The organism is Microbaculum marinum, from assembly GCF_037855135.1.
Classification (GTDB): Bacteria; Pseudomonadota; Alphaproteobacteria; order Rhizobiales; family Tepidamorphaceae; genus Microbaculum; species Microbaculum marinum.
Genome location: NZ_JAZHOF010000008.1, coordinates 66,644 through 87,762, shown reverse-complemented (window position 1 = coordinate 87,762; position 21,119 = coordinate 66,644). Strand labels below are relative to the sequence as shown.

Annotated in this window: 17 protein-coding genes; 7 read left to right on the top strand and 10 right to left on the bottom strand. The window is 67.0% G+C overall.

The window, feature by feature from the left end; translation table 11 throughout:
• Positions 1-2 precede the first annotated feature (2 nt).
• On the top strand, positions 3-479 hold the full coding sequence (locus V3328_RS18885; protein ID WP_340331267.1) for an OsmC family protein: 477 nt from the start codon (positions 3-5) through the stop codon (positions 477-479).
• A 10-nt stretch (positions 480-489) separates the two neighbouring features.
• Positions 490-1,434, top strand: a complete 945-nt coding sequence (locus tag V3328_RS18880; RefSeq protein ID WP_340331266.1) for a DMT family transporter — start codon at positions 490-492, stop codon at positions 1,432-1,434.
• 4 nt (positions 1,435-1,438) lie between these two features.
• Here V3328_RS18880 and V3328_RS18875 read toward each other — a convergent pair whose 3' ends face one another.
• From V3328_RS18875 to V3328_RS18850, 6 genes are all read right to left on the bottom strand, one after another.
• Positions 1,439-4,093, bottom strand: coding sequence for an AMP-binding protein (locus tag V3328_RS18875; protein WP_340331265.1), 2,655 nt, complete (start codon positions 4,091-4,093; stop codon positions 1,439-1,441).
• A complete protein-coding gene (locus V3328_RS18870) occupies positions 4,093-5,589 on the bottom strand; it encodes a sugar ABC transporter ATP-binding protein (RefSeq protein ID WP_340331264.1) in 1,497 nt (498 codons plus the stop codon). The genes V3328_RS18875 and V3328_RS18870 overlap by 1 nt, the downstream gene beginning before the upstream one ends.
• On the bottom strand, positions 5,586-6,671 hold the full coding sequence (locus tag V3328_RS18865) for an SMP-30/gluconolactonase/LRE family protein (protein WP_340331263.1): 1,086 nt from the start codon (positions 6,669-6,671) through the stop codon (positions 5,586-5,588). The genes V3328_RS18870 and V3328_RS18865 overlap by 4 nt, the downstream gene beginning before the upstream one ends.
• The gene (locus tag V3328_RS18860; RefSeq protein ID WP_340331262.1) at positions 6,668-8,782 is read right to left on the bottom strand and encodes an ABC transporter permease; all 2,115 of its coding nucleotides are present in this window, start codon (positions 8,780-8,782) and stop codon (positions 6,668-6,670) included. The genes V3328_RS18865 and V3328_RS18860 overlap by 4 nt, the downstream gene beginning before the upstream one ends.
• Positions 8,783-8,852: 70 nt before the next feature.
• Positions 8,853-9,845, bottom strand: coding sequence for a sugar ABC transporter substrate-binding protein (locus V3328_RS18855; protein ID WP_340331261.1), 993 nt, complete (start codon positions 9,843-9,845; stop codon positions 8,853-8,855).
• Between the two features lie 18 nt (positions 9,846-9,863).
• Complete coding sequence (locus V3328_RS18850) at positions 9,864-10,838, bottom strand: ABC transporter permease (RefSeq protein WP_340331260.1); 975 nt, start codon at positions 10,836-10,838, stop codon at positions 9,864-9,866.
• A 250-nt stretch (positions 10,839-11,088) separates the two neighbouring features.
• On the opposite strand from V3328_RS18850, the gene V3328_RS18845 reads away from it, so the two are divergent.
• Positions 11,089-12,030 carry an AraC-like ligand-binding domain-containing protein gene (locus V3328_RS18845; RefSeq protein ID WP_340331259.1) on the top strand — a complete coding sequence of 314 codons (942 nt, stop codon included), beginning with the start codon at positions 11,089-11,091 and terminating at the stop codon, positions 12,028-12,030.
• 5 nt (positions 12,031-12,035) lie between these two features.
• On the opposite strand, the gene V3328_RS18840 is transcribed toward V3328_RS18845, so the two are convergent.
• On the bottom strand, positions 12,036-12,986 hold the full coding sequence (locus V3328_RS18840; protein ID WP_340331258.1) for a LysR family transcriptional regulator: 951 nt from the start codon (positions 12,984-12,986) through the stop codon (positions 12,036-12,038).
• A 225-nt stretch (positions 12,987-13,211) separates the two neighbouring features.
• On the opposite strand from V3328_RS18840, the gene V3328_RS18835 reads away from it, so the two are divergent.
• From V3328_RS18835 to nhaA, 4 genes are all read left to right on the top strand, one after another.
• Positions 13,212-13,661: a tripartite tricarboxylate transporter TctB family protein gene (locus V3328_RS18835; RefSeq protein WP_340331257.1), complete on the top strand. Its 450-nt coding sequence runs from the start codon at positions 13,212-13,214 to the stop codon at positions 13,659-13,661.
• A 7-nt stretch (positions 13,662-13,668) separates the two neighbouring features.
• Positions 13,669-15,246, top strand: a complete 1,578-nt coding sequence (locus V3328_RS18830; RefSeq protein ID WP_340331256.1) for a tripartite tricarboxylate transporter permease — start codon at positions 13,669-13,671, stop codon at positions 15,244-15,246.
• 3 nt (positions 15,247-15,249) lie between these two features.
• Entirely contained in the window at positions 15,250-16,218 is a 969-nt protein-coding gene (locus V3328_RS18825) for a tripartite tricarboxylate transporter substrate binding protein (RefSeq protein ID WP_340331255.1), read from the top strand.
• 169 nt (positions 16,219-16,387) lie between these two features.
• Positions 16,388-18,262, top strand: a complete 1,875-nt coding sequence (gene nhaA / locus V3328_RS18820; RefSeq protein ID WP_340331254.1) for a Na+/H+ antiporter NhaA — start codon at positions 16,388-16,390, stop codon at positions 18,260-18,262.
• Here the strand turns inward: nhaA and V3328_RS18815 are convergent.
• The 3 genes from V3328_RS18815 to cysT are packed head-to-tail and all read right to left on the bottom strand — an operon-like array spanning position 18,230 to position 21,105.
• Positions 18,230-19,390, bottom strand: a complete 1,161-nt coding sequence (locus V3328_RS18815; protein ID WP_340331253.1) for a sulfate/molybdate ABC transporter ATP-binding protein — start codon at positions 19,388-19,390, stop codon at positions 18,230-18,232. The two genes, nhaA and V3328_RS18815, sit on opposite strands and share 33 nt — an antisense overlap.
• A 10-nt stretch (positions 19,391-19,400) precedes the next feature.
• Positions 19,401-20,267 carry a sulfate ABC transporter permease subunit CysW gene (cysW, locus tag V3328_RS18810; RefSeq protein ID WP_340331252.1) on the bottom strand — a complete coding sequence of 289 codons (867 nt, stop codon included), beginning with the start codon at positions 20,265-20,267 and terminating at the stop codon, positions 19,401-19,403.
• Positions 20,260-21,105 (bottom strand): sulfate ABC transporter permease subunit CysT, encoded by an 846-nt coding sequence (cysT, locus tag V3328_RS18805; protein WP_340331251.1) that lies wholly within the window; start codon positions 21,103-21,105, stop codon positions 20,260-20,262. Before cysT ends, cysW begins: the two co-directional genes overlap by 8 nt.
• Positions 21,106-21,119: the final 14 nt, after the last annotated feature.

The window sequence follows — 21,119 nt, the reverse complement described above, 5'->3', positions numbered from 1 at the left end:
GCATGACGGTCGTCGTCAACGAATCACGCAAGAAACGCGCCCGGATCGCGACCGCGACGCATGTCGCGGGGTGCCGGATGGACCTGAAGGTCCGCGACTTCGCCGCGATGGCGGCGGACGAACCGGAGATCGCAGGCGGCACCAACGAGGGCCCCTCCCCGCTCGAATACGTGACGGCGGGCCTTGCCGCCTGCCAGCTGGTGACGGTGACGAAGATCGCCGACGCCATGGGCTTTGCCTATGCCGATCTCGCTGTCGACGCCGAGGCCGACGTGGTGTTCAGGGCGGCGCGAGGGGCGATGAGCCCGATTCCCCGCTTCAGCGAAGCGCGTCTTCTGGTGCGCATGCGCAGCCCCGAAACTGCTGAGCGGATCGCGGATCTGGAGGCGCTGGTCGAGGAACGATGCCCGGTCAGCAACCTGTTCCTCGACGCCGGATTACCGCCGAAAGTGGACTGGTCGATAGAGCCCATAGCCTGACCGGAACGTCGTGAAGATCAGACCGGAACTCCTCGGCGTCCTCGCACTGATCACGACGGCTGTCCTGTGGGGCAGCAACCACGTTGCCGCGCGCGCCTCCAACGGGGCAATACCGCTGTCGGCGTTCGTGTTCTGGCGCTGGACGCTGGCGGTGCTGCCGATGACCGTGCTCGCGTGGCCGTCGATACGCCGCCACCGGGTGCTGATCCGCGAAAACCTGGCCGATCTTTGCTTCATCGGCACGATCGGGGTCGGGATTTTCTCGGTGCTGCTGATCGGCGGGGCATACTACAGCCTGGCGATCGAAGTGAGCATGATCAACGCGACGACGCCGGCCTGGGTCGCCGCGATCGGACTGATCAAGGGCGACGGCCGGCTGAGCCCGGTGCAGTGGCTCGGGCTCGCGCTCGCCTTCCTCGGAACCCTGCTGATCATCACCCAGGGCCATCTCGGGATGGTGTTTTCGATGGAAGCGCGGCCCGGCAACATCATGGCGCTGGTCGGCGCGATCGTGTTCGGCTGGTTCAGCACGCGGCTGAAGCGTTATTCCGGGCGGCTGCCGGCCTTCACCCTGACCACCGTCACCGCGGCCTTCGGCACGGCCATCGTCGCCCTGCCCTACTACCTCGTCTCGGTCCTCGTCCTGGGAAGCGGGGCGATCGCCACCTCGGCGGACCAGACGTGGTTCGCGATCCTGGTGATCCTCTACGTCGCCATCGGTCCGACGATGATCGGCAATGCCTGCTACGTCTACGGCCTGTCTGTGATCGGCCCGCAGCGCGCCGCCGCCTTCCTCTATCTCTCGCCGGTCGCGTCCTCGGTGCTTGCCGTGCTGCTGCTCGGCGAAAGCCTGCACATGTACCACTTCGCGGGATACGCGCTGATCGTCGCCGGCCTGCTGCTCGTCAACAAGCCGTCCCGCTCGACGACCCCGCAAAGCCTGATCCGTCAGTGACGGTCTAGAACTCGACCGGCCGTTTCGCCCGAAATGCCGCAAGTCCCGTGGCGAGGTCGGATCCCTCGACGTGCTCGGCAAACCGCTCCAGTTCCGCGCGGATGCGGTCCTGCCGGTCCGCCGTTCGCGCGATCGGCCCAGTCAGCGCCTTGGTGTGACGGATCGCTTCCGGGCTGCGCCGGCTGATCTCGCGCGCCATCTCGAGCGCCCGCTCCATCAGCCGGTCGGCGGGGACCGTCTCGTTGACGAGGCCCCATTGCACGAGCGTCCCGGCGTCGAGAAGCTCCGCGGTGTAGAACAGCTGGCTGGCCCTCGCCGGCGACAGCTTCTCCCTCAGCCGCACCGTGGCGCCGCCGGCGGGCACGACGCCGTAGCGGGTATGGCCGTCGCCGATCTTCGCCCCTTCCGCCGCGATCAGGATGTCGCAGCACAGCAGCAGTTCCAGCCCGCCTGCGACGGCGAAGCCGTTGACGACGCCGATCACCGGCACCGGCAGGTCCTCGATCATCTGCAGGACGTCCTGGTTGTAGCGCAGCAGGTCGATCAGCGACTGCTTGTCGGCCTTCAGCGCCGTCTCGAACTCGATCAGGTCGCCGCCGGCCGAAAATGCCCGTCCCGAACCGGTGATCAGCACGACCCGGACATCATGGCGTCCGGCGAGCTCTGCGAGGTGGCGTTCCAGGCCCGTCGCCACCTCGTTCGAGATCGAGTTCAGCGCCTCGGGGCGATTGAGCGTCAGCGTCGCGATGCCCTCTTCGACCGTCAGCAGGACCGGCTCGTCGCCGCTCCGCACGACGTAGGTCTGCGGCAGGGGCCGGAGGGCTGCTTCAAGCTCCGCTCGCTTATCGGGCCCGGCCCCGCGCACGACGACATCGACCACCGTATTGCGCTGCGGATCGAGCGCGATGTCGGTCTCGGCGGTAGCCGCAGGACCGCAGATCGCCGCTGTTTCCAGCCGGACCTTTTCGAGGATCGCCAGGTCACGCAACTCGGGCTTGAAGATCTTGCCGACCGCCGTGACCGGCAGGGCGTCGATGACCCTGACGACTCGGGGCCGCGCCGGCCTCTCGTGGACGTGGATCTCCAGGTGCTCGCGCAGCGCTTCGACGTCGATCGTTGCCCCGGGCGCGGCGACGACGAACAGGGCCGGCACCTCCCCGGCATACTGGTCGGGCATCCCGACGGCGGCGCTGATGTGGACGCCCTCGAACTGGTTGGCAACGTCCTCGATCGCGGCGGGATCGATGTTGTGGCCGCTGCGGACGATCAGGTCCTTCTCGCGTCCCGTCAGCGTCAGCCGTTCGTCCTCGCTGAGGAAGCCGACGTCTCCGGTGGTGAGCCAGCCGTCGGCGTCGAGCGTGCCCACGTTGTGGGCGGGATCGACGTAGCCGGGGAAGACCTGCGGCCCCCGCACCTGAACGAGGCCGCTCTCGCCCGGCCCGCAGGGGCGCGGATCGGACGGATCGAGCCGGACGATGCGGGTCTCGGAGAACGGAGCCCGGAAGCCGACGCTTCCCGCCACCGGTTCGCCGCGGCCGGGATTGAAGGCGATCGCCGCGGCGGTCTCGGTCATGCCGTAGGTCTCGAACAGGCGGAGCCCGGTGACCGAGGTGAACCGGGCGCCGACGGCCTTCGGCAGGACGGCGCCGCCGGTGCCTGCCATCCGGACGGTGGAGACGTCGTTGCCCGGCTTCCACGAATTCGTCATGGCGGCGATCGACGTCGGCACGCCGCTGACGACGGTGGCACCGAACGCCTCGACGATATCCCAGTAGCGGGCGATCACCGCCGGCGGACGCAGGGCGTAAGGTCCGGGGATGACGATGTGGCCGCCGGCTGCGATCACCGACAGGCCGACCGTGATCGTGCCGCCGACATGGAAGAAGGGAAAGCCGTTGATGACGACGTCGTTCTCGTCGTAGCCGAACACCTGGGCGAAGCCGAAGGCGGCATGGATCTGGTTGCCGTGGGTCAGCCGCACGAGCTTCGGGCGGCCGGTCGTGCCGCCGGTATGGAACAGCGCGCAGATCGCGTCGCGGTCGTTGTCCGGCTCGAAATCGAGCGCTTCGCCGCTGCGGCTGCCGATCACCTCGCCGAGCCCCAGGTGTCCGGCAGCACCCTCCGTTTCATCGCCGATGACGACGACGTGGCGCAGGGTTGGCACGTGATCGAGAACGCCCTGCGCCTTGGTCCAGCACGTTTCGTCGAGGCTGCGCGACGGAATGACGAGAATGGTCGCCTGTTCGGCATTCAGGAGGTCGAAGATCGCCTCGCGCGTCAGCAGATAGTTCAGCGAACTCGCGACGCCGGCGACCTGGGCCCCGAGCAGCAGCGTCGGCAGGTCCGGCAGGGTCGGCGCCAGGAAGGCCGCGACGCCTTCGCCGGGCGACAGCCCGAGCGCGCGGAACATGTTGGCCGCGCGCGTGACCTCCCGCAGCAGTTCCGCATGGCTCCAGGACACGGCGATGTCGGCGGGATCCTCCGACCGCAGCACGGTCACCGCCTTGTTGCCGCCGACGTGGTGCGCGGTCGCGCGGAACAGGTCGTGGAGGTTCCTGGCGGTCACGAGTTCGTCGTAGGGCCGGCTCTCGATTTCGACGATGTCGTCGATCGTGCGGACCTCGCGGACGGGCCGGGTCGTCTTCAATTCGCCGTCCATCAGTGCACCGCGGCGTACATGATGGTCTCCTCGTCGGCCTTGTGGCCCGCGAATTCCTCGACGATGCGGCCCTGACGGCAGACGAGGATGCGGTCCGACAGCTGCAGGATTTCCGGAAGGTAGGACGAGATCACCATCACCGCGATCCCCTCGTCCGCCAGCCGCTCGATGAGGTGGTGGATCTCGGCGATCGCCCCGACGTCGACGCCCCGCGTCGGCTCGTCGAAGATGATCAGCCTGGGTTTCTGGACGAGCGCCTTGGCAACGACGACCTTCTGCTGGTTGCCGCCCGACAGCTCGATCACCCGTGCGTCGCTGTTGATCGCCCGCACGTTCAGCGCACGGGTCCATTCGTCGGCGATCGCCTTCATCTCGCCCATGCTGACGGTCCAGGCTTTCGTCCGCCCCCCGGCCAGCGCGCCGAGGTAGATGTTCTCGGCGATCGACATCGTCTCGAAGAAGCCCTCGATCTTGCGGTCCTCGGTGACGTAGATGATGCCGTCGCGAACTGCCGGACGCGGCACACGGTAGCGTACCGGACGGCCATCGAGGCGCACCTGGCCGCCATGGAAGAAGTCGCGCTTCAGGACCCCGGCGACGACCTTGGCGGCTTCCGTCCGACCGGACCCGATGAGCCCGAACACACCGGTTATCTGGCCGGAGAACACGGAAAAGGACGTGTTGCGGACGATATTCTGCATCGACAGGTTCTGCACGCTGAGCACCTTGTCGCCGGCGGGCCGGACCCTTCTGTCCTTCCGCGCGCCGTAAAGCTCGTCCGACAGGGCACGGCCGACCATCGCCCGGATGATCTTGTCGCGATCGAACGCCGACGTCAGGTCGGTGATGACGTGCTCGCCGTCCCGCATGACGGTAATGCGATCGGAGATCTGCAGGGCCTCTTCCAGCGCATGCGAGATGAAGATGATCGAGACGCCGCGCTTCCGAAGCCGGTCGACAAGGGAGAAGAACTGGTACTTCTCCTCCGGCGTCAGCGTCGACGTCGGCTCGTCGAAGATGATCACCTGGGCGTTGTGATGAACCGCCCGGGCGATCTCCACCATCTGCTTCTGGCCGGCGCCAAGGCTCGACACGAGCGCCGTCGGGTCGACGTGGAAGTTCAGCGATTGCAGGAACTGCTGGCCGGCGATGTAGATGCCGCGCAGGCGGTGGAAATGCTTGTCGTCGGTGAGATAGAGATTCTGCGCAACGGTCAGCGACGGCACCAGGCTGGTTTCCTGATAGACCATCGCGATGCCCCGTCGAAGCGCCTCGGAGGGTGTGCGCAACTCGGTCTGGCGACCATCCACGTAGATTTCGCCGGCGGTCGGCTCGACCACGCCGGCCAGCATCTTGGTCAGCGTCGACTTGCCGGCGCCGTTCTCGCCGAGCAGCGCATGCACCTCGCCGCGTTCGAGTGTGAAGGTGACGTCCTTCACCGCCGGCACGCCGCGGTACTCCTTGGTGCCGTTCCTGAGTTCCAGCACCGGCGTCATGTCTCGTCTCCCAGGTCTTCGAGAGCAATGGAGACGACGACCCCGTCGCCGCGCGCCGCGGCATATATGCGCCCCCGGTGCTCGGCCACAGCGGTTACGCCGTGGGTCGCGCCGTCGGCGCGACTCTGCAGGCTGAGGCGGGGCTGAAACGCGCTGTCGAGCTGAATGCAGAGACCCGCGGACATCGTCGGCGCCCAGGGTTTCAGCAGGCCGAGATGCTTGACGCCGCCGCCCTGCAGGGGCTCGTAGAAGCTGCGCCCCGCGCGCAAGGTCGGCGCGATCCAGTAGGATCGCGGCACCGTCCCGATCATGCGCCGTCGGTAGACCGATTCGCGCAGCACGAACTCGACAAGCTGGGTGCGCGGGGCGAAGGCCGCGAGCCAGTATCCCTCCCAGGCAGGCGCGATCCGTCCGGGATAGGCCGGAAGATCGGCGTAGAGCACCTGAGGCCGGCCGGTTCCGGATGCGTCGATCTTCACCAGACGATGCCGCCACGCCTCCGACACAACGATCGACGTGCCGTCGGCCGCAATTCCGGACGGCCAGGCGAGATCCCCGGCGACGCGCGCGCTCTCGCCGCCGGCAAGGTCGATGCGCCAGACGCTGCCCGACGCACCGCGTTGCAGGAGGTCGAGTTGCCAGGCGTCAGGCGGGTTGGTGGCCGAACCGTTGGCGATGTAGAGGTCGGCGCCGGACGCGGCCATCGCCGTGATGCAGCGGACGTCCGTCGAGGCGCGATAGCGGCGTCCGTCGAAGCTGCCGCCCTTCACCAGGATATCGCCGGTGGCAAGCGCCAGCGCCAGACCGCCATCGGGCAGCGCGACGAGACAGGCGACCTCGGCCTCGTGCTCGCTCAAGATCCGCCATGTCTCGCCGTCCAGCAAATGGACGGCGCTGCCTGCGGAGGCGAGGAGATCGCCGTTGACGGATACGAGGCAATCGACGCCCTCAAGAGTGACCCGCCACGTCGCCTCGTCGAGCCTGCGGTTGGGCCGGAGGGTCCCGTCGAGCGGCGGCACGGTGACAGCGGCTTCGCCGTGCCCCAGCAGGTTGTCCCAGGCGCGCACCAGTCCGGAAATCATGTCCGCCCCCAGTAGGATTTCGGCCCTGTCCAGGACGGATCTGCATCGTTCAGCTTCAGACGGCCGATCCGGTTGTTGGTGATGCCGCCGATATAGAGGTAGCCCTTGTGCTCGCGCATAGAGGTGATCATCGGATGGTTCTCGCCGCCGAGATCCCAGAGCGTCTCGATGATCCGGCCGCTCTCGTCGAAGCGCACGATGCAGCCGGTATTGATGTTGGCGTACAGCCACTCGTCGGGGGCGATCCGGCGCGCCATGCGCTTGCGGAAGCCGGGCATCCCGAGTGCGAGATCGAGCGAGGGCGTGCGCATGCCGACGATCGCGAGCCAGTAGGTTCCGTCGGAGGCACGGTTGATGTTGTCCGGGTAACCGGGCAGGTCCGGAATCACCGGTTCGACCGTGCCCTTCTTCGGTCCGTCGTAATAGTAGCGGCTGACACGGCAGGCCCAGGTCTCGGCGAACATGAACGACTGGCCGTCATGGGCCATGCAGATGCCGTTCGGAAAGACGAGGTTCCTGAGGACAGTGCGCGTGGTGCCGGCTGCGGGGTCGAAACAGATGATGCGGCCGTTGCCGCGCGATTCGAGGCAGTCGACCGGCCACTCGTGCATCTCGTAGCGAACCGTCGCTTCGCTGAAGAAGATGCGCCCGTCCGCGGTGATGTCGAGATCGTCGGCGAGCTTCAGCCGCGAATCGTCGACGACGGAGAACCACGAGCGGTTGGTCTCGTCGGTGAGCTTCTCGATGCTGCGGTCCTGCGCAACGCGGTAAAGACCCATGCCGCCGATGCAGCACAGCAGCGACCCGTCGCGCGCGATCGCCATGCCGAGCGGACGGCCGCCGACATGCGCATAGACTTCGTGCTCGGTGTAGTCGGGCGCCAGGAAGCGGACGATGTCGCCGGTCCGGTTGCCGGCGTAGAGGTTGTCGTCCGCGTCCAGGATCACGTCCTCGGGGCCGTCGATGTCGCCGAGGCCGATCAGTTCGACGGACCTGAGCCTGTCGTTCACGGCATAGGGGGAATCGCCGTCGGTCGGCGGCGCGGCCGGCAGCGCGGCGTAGGTCGGCGACACGTAGACCTTCGACAGCACCTTGTGGCGGTTCTTCAGCCAGCGCACGTCGATGGCGACCGCCGCCAGCAGCACCAGGCCGAGCAGCAGCGAGTTGGCGCCGCTGGGGACGCCGAGGCGGACCAGACTGTTGACCATCAGCAGCACGGTGACCGAGCCGATGATCGCCTTGGCCGCCGATCCCCGGCCGCCGCCGAGGCTGTTGCCGCCGACGACGGCGGCGGTCAGGGCGGCGATTTCCAGGCCGAGGCCGGTGTCGGCCCCCGCCCCGCCGAGGCGCGAGGCAAACAGCAGTCCGGCAAGCGCCGCGAGCGTGCCGGAGACCACGTAGGTCGCGCAGATCACCCGGCGCACCGGGATACCGACATTGTGGGCCGAGCGGCGCGAGCCGCCGACCGCCAGTACGTGCCAGCCGAGGCGGGTGCGCGACAGCACGAGGTGCAGCGTCACCGCGACGACGATGGCGACCACGACGCTGAACGGGATGCCGAGGATCGAGCCCTCGCCGAGGAAGTACCAGGCGTCGGAATCGACGAAGGCGCCGGCGATCTTCACCGAATACTTCAGGAGCAGCATGTCGACCACGGCGCGCACGATGATCAGCGTGACGAGCGTGGTCAGGAAGGCGCGCAGGCGCAGGTAGCCGACCAGCAGGCCATTGACCAACCCGACGGCGGCGCCCGCAGCAAGCGTCGCGACGATCACGGCGGGCAGCGGCCAGCCCGCCACGTTCAGGAGCGCCAGCGCGACGATGTTGCCGAGCGCGAAGGTGGAGCCGACGCTGAGGTCGATGCCGCCGGCCACCATGACGATCGTCAGCCCGAGCACGAGCAGACTGAACTCGCCCCACTGGCGCAGCAGGATGGCGACATTGGAGGCGCTGTAGAAGTCCGGAATGACCGACCCGAACGCGACGACGACGGCCGCCAGGAACAAGAGCGGGATGGCGTTGTCGATCCAGTTCTTGGTGAGGATCTCGCCGAGCAGATGATCTGGAACCGCCCGGTAGCGCCAGCGGACGATCGTGTCGGATACGGACATGGGAGTGGCTTCTTGCGTGCGTGGACAAAGGCGCGGGGGCAGGATGCCGCCCGCGCCGATGCGATCTCCGTCAGCCGTTCGGCAGGGTCCAGCAGGAGCCCGGCTTCATGTTGTCCTTTGTCAGGAAGTCGAGCTGGGTGAAGAGCGTCGTCTTCATCGACCCGGGCTCAGGCTTGAGCTGCAGCATCTGCTTGATCATGTCGGAGATGTCGCGGGCCTGACCGGGCACGAAGTAGACGGCGACCTCCGAAAACGTCCCGTTCTCCAGGCCGTCACAGGCCGACTGGTTTCCGCCGCCCTGGGTGAGCAGGTAGACGTCCTTGCCGGATTCCTTGATGGCCGCGGCGGTGCCCATGTCCATGACGTCCCAGAACCCGACGATTCCGCAGAGGTCGGGATGCTGCTGCAGCACGGTGGCCGTGATGTTCCTGGCCTTGGTGGCGTCCCAGTCGGCGGCCTGGTTCGACACGAGCTGCATGTCGGGATGGTCCTTCAGGACGTTCTCGATGCCCTGCATCTGGTATGCACTGGCCGCCGCAGTCAGCACGCCCTGGTTGATCGCGATCTTGCCGTTGCCGCCGTTCTTGGGCGAGCACTTGTCTACAAGCTTGTTAGCGATCTGCTCGCCGAGGCCGACATAGTCGACGCCGATGAAGGCATCGGTCGGATAGCTCGACTTCATGTTCACCTGGACGACGTAGATGCCGGCTTCCTCGGCCTTCTTGAGCAGGCGCGCGTAGGACTGGACGTCGGGATTGTGGACGACGATGACGTCCGGCTTCTCGGCGATCAGCGAGGTGATCGCCTGGGCGCCGGCGTCGGTGCTCCAGTTCGGATCCCGGACATCGATCTTCACGCCGAGCGGTTCCAGCGCGCTGCGGATCCCGGCCGCCCAGCCTTCCGTCAGATCGAAGCCCATGGCGACGGGCACGTAGGCGACCGTCTTGTCCTTGAAGGCTTCGTAGTAGGCGGTGCGCGTCGGGTCGTCGATGCCCTGCGCGAAGGCGGAGCCGGCGGCCAGCGCAAGGGCCGATGCAAATAGCGTCGTCTTCATGAGCTTCATGGTTGTCCTCCCGTTGGACTAGATGTCCCCCTGTTGAGCGGTCTGCTCGTCCCGGGGGTTGAGGATCGTGTCGATCACGATCGCGGTGAGAAGGATGACGCCCTTGATGACGTTCTGGACGGTGTACTGGATGTCCATGATCGTCATGCCGTTGAGCAGGACGCCGATCAGCAGAGTGCCGACGATGACGTTGCGGATGCCGCCGCGGCCGCCAGACAGGCCGATGCCGCCGAGCACCACGACGAGGATCACGTCGTAGACGTAGGTGGAGTTGGCCACGCGGGTGTTCATGCTGGCGACGGAGGCCGCCGTGACCAGGCCGGCGATGAAGCCGATCATCGCCGACAGGATGTATTGCAGGACGATGATCGGGCGCGCCGGAACGCCGGTAATGCGCGCCGCAAGCAGATTGTCGCCGACCGCCCTGAGGTAGCGTCCGGACTTCGTGTACCGCAGGAACAGGTAGGCGACGATGCACACCGCCGCGAACAGGAAGATCGGCACCGGAATGTCGAACAGGGTGCCCTGCCCCAGCCAAGTCAGCCGTTGGGCGGCCTCGGGCATGTAGAGGACATCGAGGCTGAACAGGAAATAGCGGCCGAACCCGTAGACCGCCGTGCCCATGGCGAGCGTCGCGAATATGGCGGGGATCTCGACGTAGGCGATCAGGAACCCGTTGATCGTCCCCACCGCGAGGCAGAACAGCAGGCCCAGGCAGACCGCCTGCGGCAGAGGCATCCCGGAGGTCACGAGCTGCAGCGTCCAGGCAACCGAGATCGCCATCACCGCCACCAGCGACAGGTCGATGCCGCGGCCGATCACGACCAGTCCCATCGCCACGCCGAGGATACCCAGGATCGACACGCTGCGCACCAGATTGAGCAGGTTGCTCGCGGTCAGGAATCCGGGAAGCGTCAGGGCAAACCCGACGCACAGCAGGACTGCCAGACCGAATACGATCTGCTCCTGGCTGACGCGTCCGAAGATCTGCATGTCCGCCCTCCCCACCGGCGCAACAATCCGGCCTTGAATCGAAGACCGGCAGCAGAGCCTATTGGCGGTCGGGGGGCCCTTCTTCTCTGACAATGCAGCGGTTTTGCTTGAGAGTGCATTGGCGCGCTGCTTGCCGCCGAGGGGTTCCATGGGGTACTAAGGAAGAGGATCAGACCTGAAGAAAAACCGGCAGGCGACCGACCGTCGCACCCGCCAAGCCGGCCAGGAAAGGTGATCCGGGGAGGTATCTATGGACGTCGTATTCTCGACGGATAGGATCGCGCGCGAGAAGCGCTACGATGCCTGGCGCGACGCGATCTGCGACTTCTACGTCAATGTCGATGTCAATGCGACGCGCCCCGACGACTACCGCGGCTTCATCCGCGAGGGCCGCTTCGGCGAGGTCGTCATGACCGACATTCTCCTCTCCGAACAGCGCATCAAACGCAACGCACAGCACATCTCGCGCCTCGACAAGGACTGCTACTACCTGCAGCTCATCCACCGCGGCAACGTCAACGTCGTACAGCAGGGGGCAACGCACGTGTCGAATGCCGCGCGCGGCGCGCTGTTCTGCGCGACAGAACCGTATGAATTGCAGTGCGTCGGCGAAGTGCGCTCGTTCTACCTGGAAATCCCGCACGACGCCTTCGCCCAGCGGTTTCCGCGCGAGCAGATCCCCGTGGCGGCGACGATCAACAGCACCCAGGGTCTCGGCCGGATCGCCACGGAGTTCTGCGCGATGCTTGCCACCGAAGGCGCCAAGCTCGGAGAAACCGACCGGGCGCATCTCGGAGGCCAGCTCATGGACATGCTCGCCTACACGCTGCAATCGAGCGGCGGCGAGGCCGCGATGGCCGAGGGAACGATCCAGCAGGCGCGGCTGAGGTCGGTCCAGCAATGGATCGAGCTGCATATCGGGGAACCTGACCTGTCGCTGGACAGGATCGCCGCGGAGAACGGCATTTCGCTCCGCTACCTGCACCTGCTGTTCCGCCAGTGCGAGATGTCCGCCTCGGAATGGATCTGGAACCGCCGCCTGCAGCTCTGCTACGACGAGATCGCCCGCGGCGGCGCCCGGTCGATCACCTCCATCGCCTTCGACCACGGCTTCAACAGCTCGGCGCATTTCAGCACGATGTTCCGCCGCAAGTACGGCATGTCGCCCCGCGAGGTGGCGCGGTCGCGGTAACGTTCTCAGTCCATCCGTGCCGTCGGTTGCGCGACGTCGGCCAAGGCCTGCCTCAGCGTCTCGACCGATGTCATCGCCTCGTTCTGGGCCAGCGTGACGAACCCGATCTGGATAGGCGGAAAGCGGAGATCAGGAAGATCCAGCACGCAAACCACCTCCTTCAAAACGTGGGAATCGAGAGCATTGCGCGGAATGCAGATCAAGAAGTGCTCGTGCCGGGCAAGCATGATCAGCGCATTCGGGTCAGCGGCTATCTCCACCGTCGGCACCGGGCTGGCGAGGCCGTGATTGCGGAACGCCGCGTCGAAAACGGTACGATTGTTGGAGCCGTCGGGCGGCAGCGCCCATGACCAGTCCAGCAACTCGGCGGCCGAAAGGTCCGTCCGGCCCGCGAGCGGATGCGTGATGGAACAAGCCAGGACCAGATCGGTCTCCGTCAAAGGATCATGGCGCAAGACATTCGCCATTCTCTGCGGTAGCCGGTCCCAGTCGACCCGGCCGATATAGCAGTCGAGATTGCCGTCCCAAAGCTCGTCCAGCATGTCGTTCACCATGCCGGCGCGGATCTTGAAGCGGAAACGTGCACTGCATGCCTCGAGCCGGCCGATCGCCGCCGGCAGGAGTTGAAACATCACCGCCGGATTGGTGCCGATGCGCACGACCGGCGGATGGTCGGCGTGCAGTTCGCCGGCAAGGTGGTCGAACGCAGCGAGGCCGGAACGGGCGCGTTGAAGTGCTATCTCCCCGGCGGTGGTCAAAGAGACGCCGCGGGCCGAACGCTCCACCAGCGTGACGCCGAAGGCGTGTTCCAGATCCTTCACCATCTGTGAAATTGCCGGCTGCGTGAGCTTGAACACCCCCGCAACGGCCCGCAACGAGCGATGCTCATCGATCAGGGCCAACAGCCGCAGGTGGCGCAACCGCAGTCGGTCGAGGTGCAGGGGAGAGTGGGTCATAACCAGAACTTATCATGTTGAAGAAACTTCCGACTACTTTTAATACCCCCGGCGGGTCTAGGCTCCTCCTCAAGCGAGATCGCCACCGGTTCCGGCGCGGCCACGGCTCTCCGCGACGCGCGGTCCGCCGCGCTCGCCGGTAGGTTGGGGAGAGAGTCCGGGCAGCGCCGGAATCGCAGTCAGAAGAACAACAGGCCGTACCGTACGGCCAACGGGAGGATGGACATGAGGCGCGCAAACGTCGTGTCCGGCGTCGTCCTGGCGCTGTTCGGTCTATTGATGCTGCTGGTCGTCATTCCTGCGCAGATCGAGCAGGGACCGGAGGGCGTCGTCTCGCCTCGTCTCGTGCCGAACATGATGATGTTCCTGGTGACCGTGCTGTCGGTCGTCCTGGTACTCACAAACTATCGCCCCCCGCAGGACCAGGAGCCGGAGGAGCCGATTCCGGTCTCGCTGCCGGAGCTCGCCGCGCTGGTGAAAATCGCCGCGGTGTTCGCCGTGTCGGTCGGCCTCTACCTCCTGGTGTCGCCGCTTGCCGCCGGCGCCGCCCTGGTGGTGGGAAGTCTCGTCGTGCTCGGCGAGAGACGTCCCGTGGTCATCGTAATGATGCCGGCGGCGCTGCTCATCGGCCTGTGGCTGCTGTTCTACAAGGTGCTCGGCACCGCGATCGTATGAGCGCCCCATGGAAAACCTGATCATCGGTTTCCAGGATGTGCTCAACCCGGCGACGCTGTTCTGGGTGGCGGTCGGGGTGACGCTCGGTTATGTGCTCGGGGCCCTGCCGGGCCTGGGCAAGGCGACCGGCGTCGCGGTGGCGATCCCCCTGACCTTCTACCTGGAGCCGGTTGCCGCGCTCGGATTGCTGATCGGCATCGCCAAGGGCAGCGCCGCCGGCAGTGCAGTGTCCGCGATCCTCCTCAACACGCCGGGCGAGCCGTCATCGGCACCGACCGCGCTCGACGGGTATCCGCTGGCGCGACAGGGCAAGGCGCAGAAGGCGCTGAAGATGGGCCTCTACGCCTCCGTCCTCGGGGATTTCGTGTCGACTCTGATCCTCATCGGGCTGGCGGCACCGCTCGCCAGCTACGCCCTGCTGATCGGCCCCGTCGAACTGTGCGCGATCCTGCTCTTCTCGCTCACCTTCGTCGGCGGATTGTCCGGCGGTTCGCTGACCAAGGGGCTGATCGCGGCGGCGTTCGGCGTGTTCTTCGCCACCATCGGGCTGGAGCCGGAAACGTTCATCTCCCGCATGACCTTCGGCCGCCTCGAACTCGAGGACGGTCTCGCGCTGGTGCCGCTGGCGATCGGCATGCTGGCCGTGGCGGAAATGGTCCTGCAGGCCGGCAACATGAGGACCCTGGACCACGAGTCCGCCCGGATCGTGCAGGGCGCCTCACGCGACGATCGCGTCGTCACGGCGGCGGAGTGGCGGCGCTGCCTGCCGGTGATCGCACGCGGCACGCTGATCGGCTCCGTCGTCGGCATACTGCCGGGGCTCGGTGCCAGCGTCGGCTCGTTCCTGTCCTATGGCGCCACCCAGCGCGCCTCGAAGACGCCGGAGAAGTACGGGACCGGCATGATCGAGGGCGTCGCCGCCGCCGAGAGCGCCGACAACGCGGTGGTGCCCTCGAGCCTCGTGCCGCTCTTCGCGCTCGGCATTCCCGGCAGCGTCATCGCCGCGATCCTGATCGCCGCCTTCATCCTGCATGGTCTGACGCCCGGACCGCTGATGTTCAAGCAGCAGCCACGGCTGGTCGCCGACGTCTACGCCTCGATGATCTGCGCGAGCCTGATCATGCTGGTCATCGGCTACTTCGGACAGCGCCTCTTCGCAATGGTGATCAGGGTGCCCCTGCGGCTGATCATTCCCGGGGTCCTGCTGCTGTGCAGCGTCGGCGCCTACATGGAGACGAGCAGCGTCTTCTCGATCTACGTGATGCTGTTCTTCGCGCTGATCGGGTTCTTCGCCCGCAAGCTCGATTTCTCCTTCGTGACGTTCCTGATCGGATTCGTGATCGGTCCGAGCCTGGAGCTGACCTTCCGGCAGTCCATCCAGATCCTCGACCACAAGGCCGCAAACCTCGCCGGCCATCCGATCGCGCTGCTGTTCATCGCGCTGACGCTGGCCACCGTCTGGTGGACCGCGCGCGGCAACGCCCGGGCGGCAGCCGCCCGGCGGCGCAGCGACCTCGTCCTGCCCGGATCCGCTTCGCGCGGTCCGGCCTCGACCGAAACCACTGGCAACCATAAGGGAGGATAGACGATGACACATCCGACACGACGCGGCCTGCTCGGTGCCGCAGCTGCCCTGGCGCTGGGACTCGCCGGATCGGCGACCGGCGCGCTGGCTCAGGAGGCCTACCCCGACAAGCCGATCACCATGCTGGTCGGCTACGGTGCGGGCGGCCAGACCGACCTGATCGCGCGCGCGGCGGCGAACGTGATGTCGAAGGAGCTCGGCCAGCCGATCAACGTCGTCAATAAGCCGGGCGCCGGAGGGGCGGTCGCGGCGAAGGAACTGCAGGCCGCCGCACCCGACGGCTACACCGTGATGTTCCACTCCAACTCGGTCATCAACTCGGCACCGTTCATCATGGAGCGGGTCGAGTTCACACATGAAGATTTCGATTATGCCGGCATGCTGACCTTCTTCCAGGTGGGCCTGGTAACGCAGAAGGATGCGCCTTACGACAATCTCCAGGAGTTCATCGCCTGGGCGAAGGAAAACCCGGGCTTCAGCTACGGTTCGCTGAGCCCGGAGGCGCGCATGTACATGGAGGCCATCGCCAAGAAGGAAGGGATCGACGCCAACATCGTCCCGCTGAAGAGCGGCGGCGACATGATCAACGGCATCCTCGGCCGCCAGTTCGTGCTGGCGTTCTCCGGCGGCATCCACAACAAGTATCCCGATGAGATGAAGATGATCTCGGCGCTGACTACCATCCGCCACCCCTCCGATCCGGACGTGCTGACGATCGAGGAGGACGGCTTTCCTCTCGGCATGGACACGCGCACCACGTTGATCCTGCCCAAGGGCACGCCGCGGCCGATCCTCGAAAAGCTCTCTGCCGCCATGCAGGCGGCCGAGACCGACGAGGACTTCAACAAGGTGGTCGCCGCAGCGGGCATCCCGATCATGTACATGGACCTCGACGAGGCCGCCGAGGAGATGGAATCGAGCTACGCGAAGAACAAGTCCGTGATTGAAAGCGTCGGCGTCGTGGCGAAGTGACTCCACACTGAGACTGCGGGCCGGCTTCGGCCCGCGGCCAACTCCCGATCGATTCCCGCCACGCCGGAACGGATTTTCCGGACATGAACCCTCATGTCGACGTCGCCACGGGCACTATATATGCCGCGGCCGGCCCGCGGTCCGGCGCAGACAAATTTCGGGGGTGCAGGTGTCCAGTTCCAGCGGGGGCTTCCGTCTCGATCGTCCGGTAGACGTCGGTTACGACCATATTCTCGGACCCGGCTCCGCCCAGATCACGCTGGTGGAATACGGCAGCTACGACTGCCCGTACTGCCGTGCCGCAAATGCGCAGATCGCCCGGACCCGCGACGAACTGGGCGACCGTGTCCGCTACGTGTTTCGCCACCGGCCCATCACCGGCAGCGACATCGCCGTCCGCGCGGCGGAGCTGGCCGAGTCGGCGCCGGACGAGGAGACGTTCTGGTCCGCCCACATCAAGCTGATGACGCGGTCCCAGACCCTGACCGACGACGACCTCGCCGCCGTCGCGGCGGACCTGAAGATCGCCAGCCTGGAGGAGGACGACGCAAGCCAGATCGCGCAGCGCGCCAGGGACCGCGTCGAGGCCGACCGCCGCAGCGCCAAGGCCAGCGGCGTCATGTTCACGCCGACGTTCTTCATCAACGGCCGGCGCTATGACGGCGCCTGGGACGAGGCCTCGCTCTCGGATGCGATGCTCGGACGCCTCGGTCACCGCGTCGGGGCGGCCGCACTGGATTTCGTCAGCTGGGGACCGTCGGCCGGCGTCCTGCTGCTGGTGGCAACGGTGCTCGCCGTGGCCCTGATGAATTCGCCTCTCGGCCCCGGCTTCGAGCACTTCTGGGAACAGGATTTCGGCATCTCGCTCGGGGCGGCCGAGTTCAAGACGTCTGTCAGGCACTGGGTGAACGACGGGCTGCTGACCGTCTTCTTCCTGGTCGTCGGTCTCGAGATTAAGCGCGAGTTCACCGTGGGTCGCCTCGCCAACCCTCGGGCGGCGGCGCTGCCGATTGCCGCCGCGCTGGGGGGCATGCTCGTGCCGGCGCTGATCTACCTGGCCGTCATACGCAGCGGTCCGCTGATCAACGGCTGGGGCGTCCCAATGGCGACCGACACCGCCTTCGCGGTCGCGCTGATCTTCATGATGGGCCAACGCGTTCCGATCGCCCTGCGCGTCTTCCTGACGGCGGCCGCGATCGTCGACGATATCGGCGCGATCGTGGTGGTCGCGCTGTTCTACACGAGTTCGATCGACGTGATCTTCCTGCTGGCCAGCGCCGGTGCCGCCCTCGCGCTCGCCTTCCTCAACCGGGCGCGCGTCTTCCAGGTCGCACCCTATGCCGTCCTCGGCGTGATCCTGTGGGCGTGCATCTACGCGAGCGGCCTGCACGCCACGCTGGCGGGCGTCGTTCTCGCCTTCTTCATCCCGACGCGCCCGCCGCCCGATCTGGAGGCGCTCGCGGCACAGGCGAACACGATCATTTCAGCGGAGGCGCGGCGGGGCAGCGAGGTGCTGCGCCACGGACCTTCCCTGCCCTCACTGAAGTCGCTCGAAGCCATCAAGGATCGGCTGGAATCGCCCGCCGACCGGCTGCTTCGCAAGGCCGGCGCGAGATCGAGCTACCTTGTCCTGCCGATCTTCGCGCTCGCCAATGCGGGCGTCGAATTTCCCGCCGACGTCACGACGGCGCTCGATCCGCTGATGCTTGCGATCGTTCTCGGCCTCGCGGTCAGAAAGCCGCTCGGGATCGTCGGTGCGTCCGCACTCGCCGTACGGCTGGGGATTGCCAACAAGCCCGACGAGTACAGCTGGCGCCACCTCGCCGGCGCCGGGGCGCTGGCCGGCATCGGCTTCACGATGTCGCTGTTCATCGCCGGGGAGGCCTTCACCGATCCGATGGACTTCACCGTCGCCAAGATCGCCGTGTTCCTGGCGTCGGTACTCGCCGCCGGGGCGGGCGTCGCGATCCTGTGGAACGCCCCGACGGCGTCCGCGCCGGAGGGACGGTCGTCAGTCGAGGGAACCGCCGTCGGGACCGCCTGAACGATCGAACAGCGTCCACTGCGTCGGCCTGAAGGACACCAGTCCGTCCTCAGGCACGGCCGCGTCGATCGGCACGTCGATCTCGGCGCGATGGCGTCCCATCCCCACCTCCAGGTCGAGGCGGCGGACGCCGCCGATCCGCCGGCTCGCCCGTACCATTCCGGAGATCGCCCCCTCCCCGCGCATGTCGATGACGGCGTGGTGGGGGCGCAGGCCCAGCGAATAGGGTCCGTCCGGGTGATCGGTCGGTGCGATCCCGACGAGACGCCCCTCCATGTGGATCCGGCCGCGGTCGATCTCCACCGGCAGCATGCTGGACTCGCCGATGAAGCTGAAGACGAACGGGGTGGCCGGGCGGTCGTAGATGTCGTCGGCGCTGCCGACCTGCTCGATGCGGCCCTGGCTCATGACCACGACGCGGTCGGCGAGTTCCATCGCCTCGTCCTGGTCGTGGGTCACGAACACGGTGGTGTGCCCGGTCCTGTCGTGCAGGTCGCGCAGCCAGCGACGCAGGTCCTTGCGGACCTTGGCGTCCAGCGCGCCGAACGGTTCGTCGAGCAGCAGGATGCGCGGCTCGATCGCCAGGGCGCGCGCCAGCGCCACCCGCTGCCTCTGCCCGCCGGAGAGCTGGGCGGGATAGCGGTGCTCGAGGCCCGCGAGCTGGACCAGGTCGAGAAGCTGCAGCACGCGCGCCCGGATCGCGTCGGAACGGGGCCGCCGGCTGCGGGGCCGCACCTTCAGCCCGAACGCGACATTGTCGAATACGCTCATGTGCCGGAACAGCGCGTAGTGCTGGAATACGAAGCCGACATTGCGCTCCTGCACGGTGCGGGTCGCGGCATCGTCGTTGCCGAATAGCACCCGTCCCGCCGTCGGGAACTCGAGGCCGGCGAGTATCCTGAGCAGCGTCGTCTTGCCGGATCCCGACGGACCGAGCAGCGCGATCAGCTCGCCTGCGGCGATCTCGAGCGAGACACCGTGCAGCGCCGCCGTGGCGCCGAAGTCCTTGGCAACGCCGTCGACGACGACCCCGGCCGCCGGCCGCGTTGCGCGGTGTGCGGCAGCGTTCGCGGCGGTTGCCGATCCGGCGACGTCGATACCGGCATACTGGTAGGCGTAGGTGCTCATCGGACCCCCTTCAGTGTCGGCTGCGGCCGGCGAGCTGGCCGCCGTACCGCAGTTCCAGCAGTGTCTTGACGGCCAGCGTCAGGAGAGCGAGCAGGGCGAGCAGCGAGGCGACGGCGAAGGCGGCCGCGAAGCTGTACTCGTTGTAGAGAATCTCCACGTGCAGCGGCATGGTGTTGGTTAGGCCCCGGATATGGCCGGAGACCACCGACACCGCACCGAACTCGCCCATCGCCCGGGCATTGCACAGCAGCACGCCATAGAGCAGCGCCCATTTGATGTTGGGCAGCGTGACGAACAGGAACGTCCTGAAGCCGCTCGCCCCCAGCGACAGCGCCGCCTCCTCGTCCTGGCTGCCCTGGTCCTGCATCAGCGGAACCAGCTCCCGCGCCACGAACGGCAGCGTCACGAAGACCGTGGCCAGCACGATTCCGGGCACCGCGAAGACGATCTCGATGCCGTGCGCCTGGAGCCAGGGCCCGAGCAGCCCCTGCCCCCCGAACAGCAGCACGAAGGCGAGACCGGTGATCACCGGCGATATCGAGAACGGCAGGTCGATCAGCGTGATCAGCAGGCTCTTGCCGCGGAAGGCGAACTTGGCGATCGCCCACGCTGCCGCAACGCCGAACATGAGGTTGGCGGGAACCGCGATCGCCGCGACGAGCAGCGTCAGCCGGATCGCCGCCAGCGCATCCGGATCGACGAGCGCGGAGAAGTAGGCGGCGACGCCGCCGCGGAGCGCCTCGAAGAACACCGCGACCAGCGGCAACAGCAGGAACAGGCCGAGGAAGCCGACGGCGACGGCGGTCAGCAGGATGCGGACCAGCGGACTTTCCGTGGTGGCCGCCGGCGGCGCGGCGGCAAGCGCGATATCAGACATGGCCGAGCCTCTTGCGACTCCAGGCCTGGATCAGGTTGATGGCCAGCAGCAGGCAGAACGAGATGACCAGCATCACCGCCCCCACCGCGGTCGCGCCGGCGTAGTCGAACTCCTCGAGCCGGATCACGACGAGCAGCGGCGCGATCTCGGACACGTAGGGAATGTTCCCGGCGATGAAGATCACCGACCCGTACTCCCCGACCGCGCGCGCCAGCGCCAGGGCGAATCCGGTCAGAAGCGCCGGTACCACGGTCGGCAGGACCACCTTCCAGAGCGTCTGGAGACGGGAGGCGCCGAGCGTGGCGGACGCCTCCTCCAGCTCGGCATCGATTTCCTCGAGGACCGGCTGCAGCGTGCGCACGACGAACGGCAGGCCGACGAAGACCAGCGCCACGACGATCCCGACAGGCGTGTAGGCGACCTTCAGGCCGAGCGGCGCCAGGTATTGCCCGAGCCAGCCGTTCGGCGCGTAGAGCGCGGTGAGCGCGATCCCGGCCACCGCCGTCGGCAGCGCGAATGGCAGGTCGACCGCCGCATCCAGCAGGCGCCGGCCGGCAAACCGGTACCGTACCAGCACCCAGGCGACGATCAGGCCGAAGAACGCGTTGATGGTTGCGGCGGCGAGCGACGTGCCGAAGCTCAGCTTCACCGCCGCCACAGTCCGCTCGTCCGTCGCGATCCGCCAGATCTCGGCCCAGCCGAGGCTCGCCGCCTTCAGTCCCAGCGCGGCGAGCGGCAAGAATACGATGATGCCGAGATAGCTCAGAGTGAACCCGAGCGTGAGACCGAACCCCGGAAGCACGCTCGGCTGCTTGAGCACCAGACGGGTCGCCGTCATGGTCCCGCTCCCCG

Bases quoted from the DNA above. Each gene is read 5' to 3' on its own strand.
- V3328_RS18830 (WP_340331256.1), top strand. From the start codon at position 13,669: ATGGAAAACCTGATCATCGGTTTCCAGGATGTGCTCAACCCGGCGACG.
- V3328_RS18875 (WP_340331265.1), bottom strand. From the start codon at position 4,093: ATGGACGGCGAATTGAAGACGACCCGGCCCGTCCGCGAGGTCCGCACG.
- V3328_RS18865 (WP_340331263.1), bottom strand. From the start codon at position 6,671: ATGATTTCCGGACTGGTGCGCGCCTGGGACAACCTGCTGGGGCACGGC.
- V3328_RS18825 (WP_340331255.1), top strand. From the start codon at position 15,250: ATGACACATCCGACACGACGCGGCCTGCTCGGTGCCGCAGCTGCCCTG.
- V3328_RS18845 (WP_340331259.1), top strand. From the start codon at position 11,089: ATGGACGTCGTATTCTCGACGGATAGGATCGCGCGCGAGAAGCGCTAC.
- V3328_RS18835 (WP_340331257.1), top strand. From the start codon at position 13,212: ATGAGGCGCGCAAACGTCGTGTCCGGCGTCGTCCTGGCGCTGTTCGGT.
- V3328_RS18815 (WP_340331253.1), bottom strand. From the start codon at position 19,390: ATGAGCACCTACGCCTACCAGTATGCCGGTATCGACGTCGCCGGATCG.
- V3328_RS18855 (WP_340331261.1), bottom strand. From the start codon at position 9,845: ATGAAGCTCATGAAGACGACGCTATTTGCATCGGCCCTTGCGCTGGCC.
- V3328_RS18870 (WP_340331264.1), bottom strand. From the start codon at position 5,589: ATGACGCCGGTGCTGGAACTCAGGAACGGCACCAAGGAGTACCGCGGC.
- V3328_RS18840 (WP_340331258.1), bottom strand. From the start codon at position 12,986: ATGACCCACTCTCCCCTGCACCTCGACCGACTGCGGTTGCGCCACCTG.
- V3328_RS18885 (WP_340331267.1), top strand. From the start codon at position 3: ATGACGGTCGTCGTCAACGAATCACGCAAGAAACGCGCCCGGATCGCG.
- V3328_RS18850 (WP_340331260.1), bottom strand. From the start codon at position 10,838: ATGCAGATCTTCGGACGCGTCAGCCAGGAGCAGATCGTATTCGGTCTG.
- V3328_RS18860 (WP_340331262.1), bottom strand. From the start codon at position 8,782: ATGTCCGTATCCGACACGATCGTCCGCTGGCGCTACCGGGCGGTTCCA.
- cysT (WP_340331251.1), bottom strand. From the start codon at position 21,105: ATGACGGCGACCCGTCTGGTGCTCAAGCAGCCGAGCGTGCTTCCGGGG.
- cysW (WP_340331252.1), bottom strand. From the start codon at position 20,267: ATGTCTGATATCGCGCTTGCCGCCGCGCCGCCGGCGGCCACCACGGAA.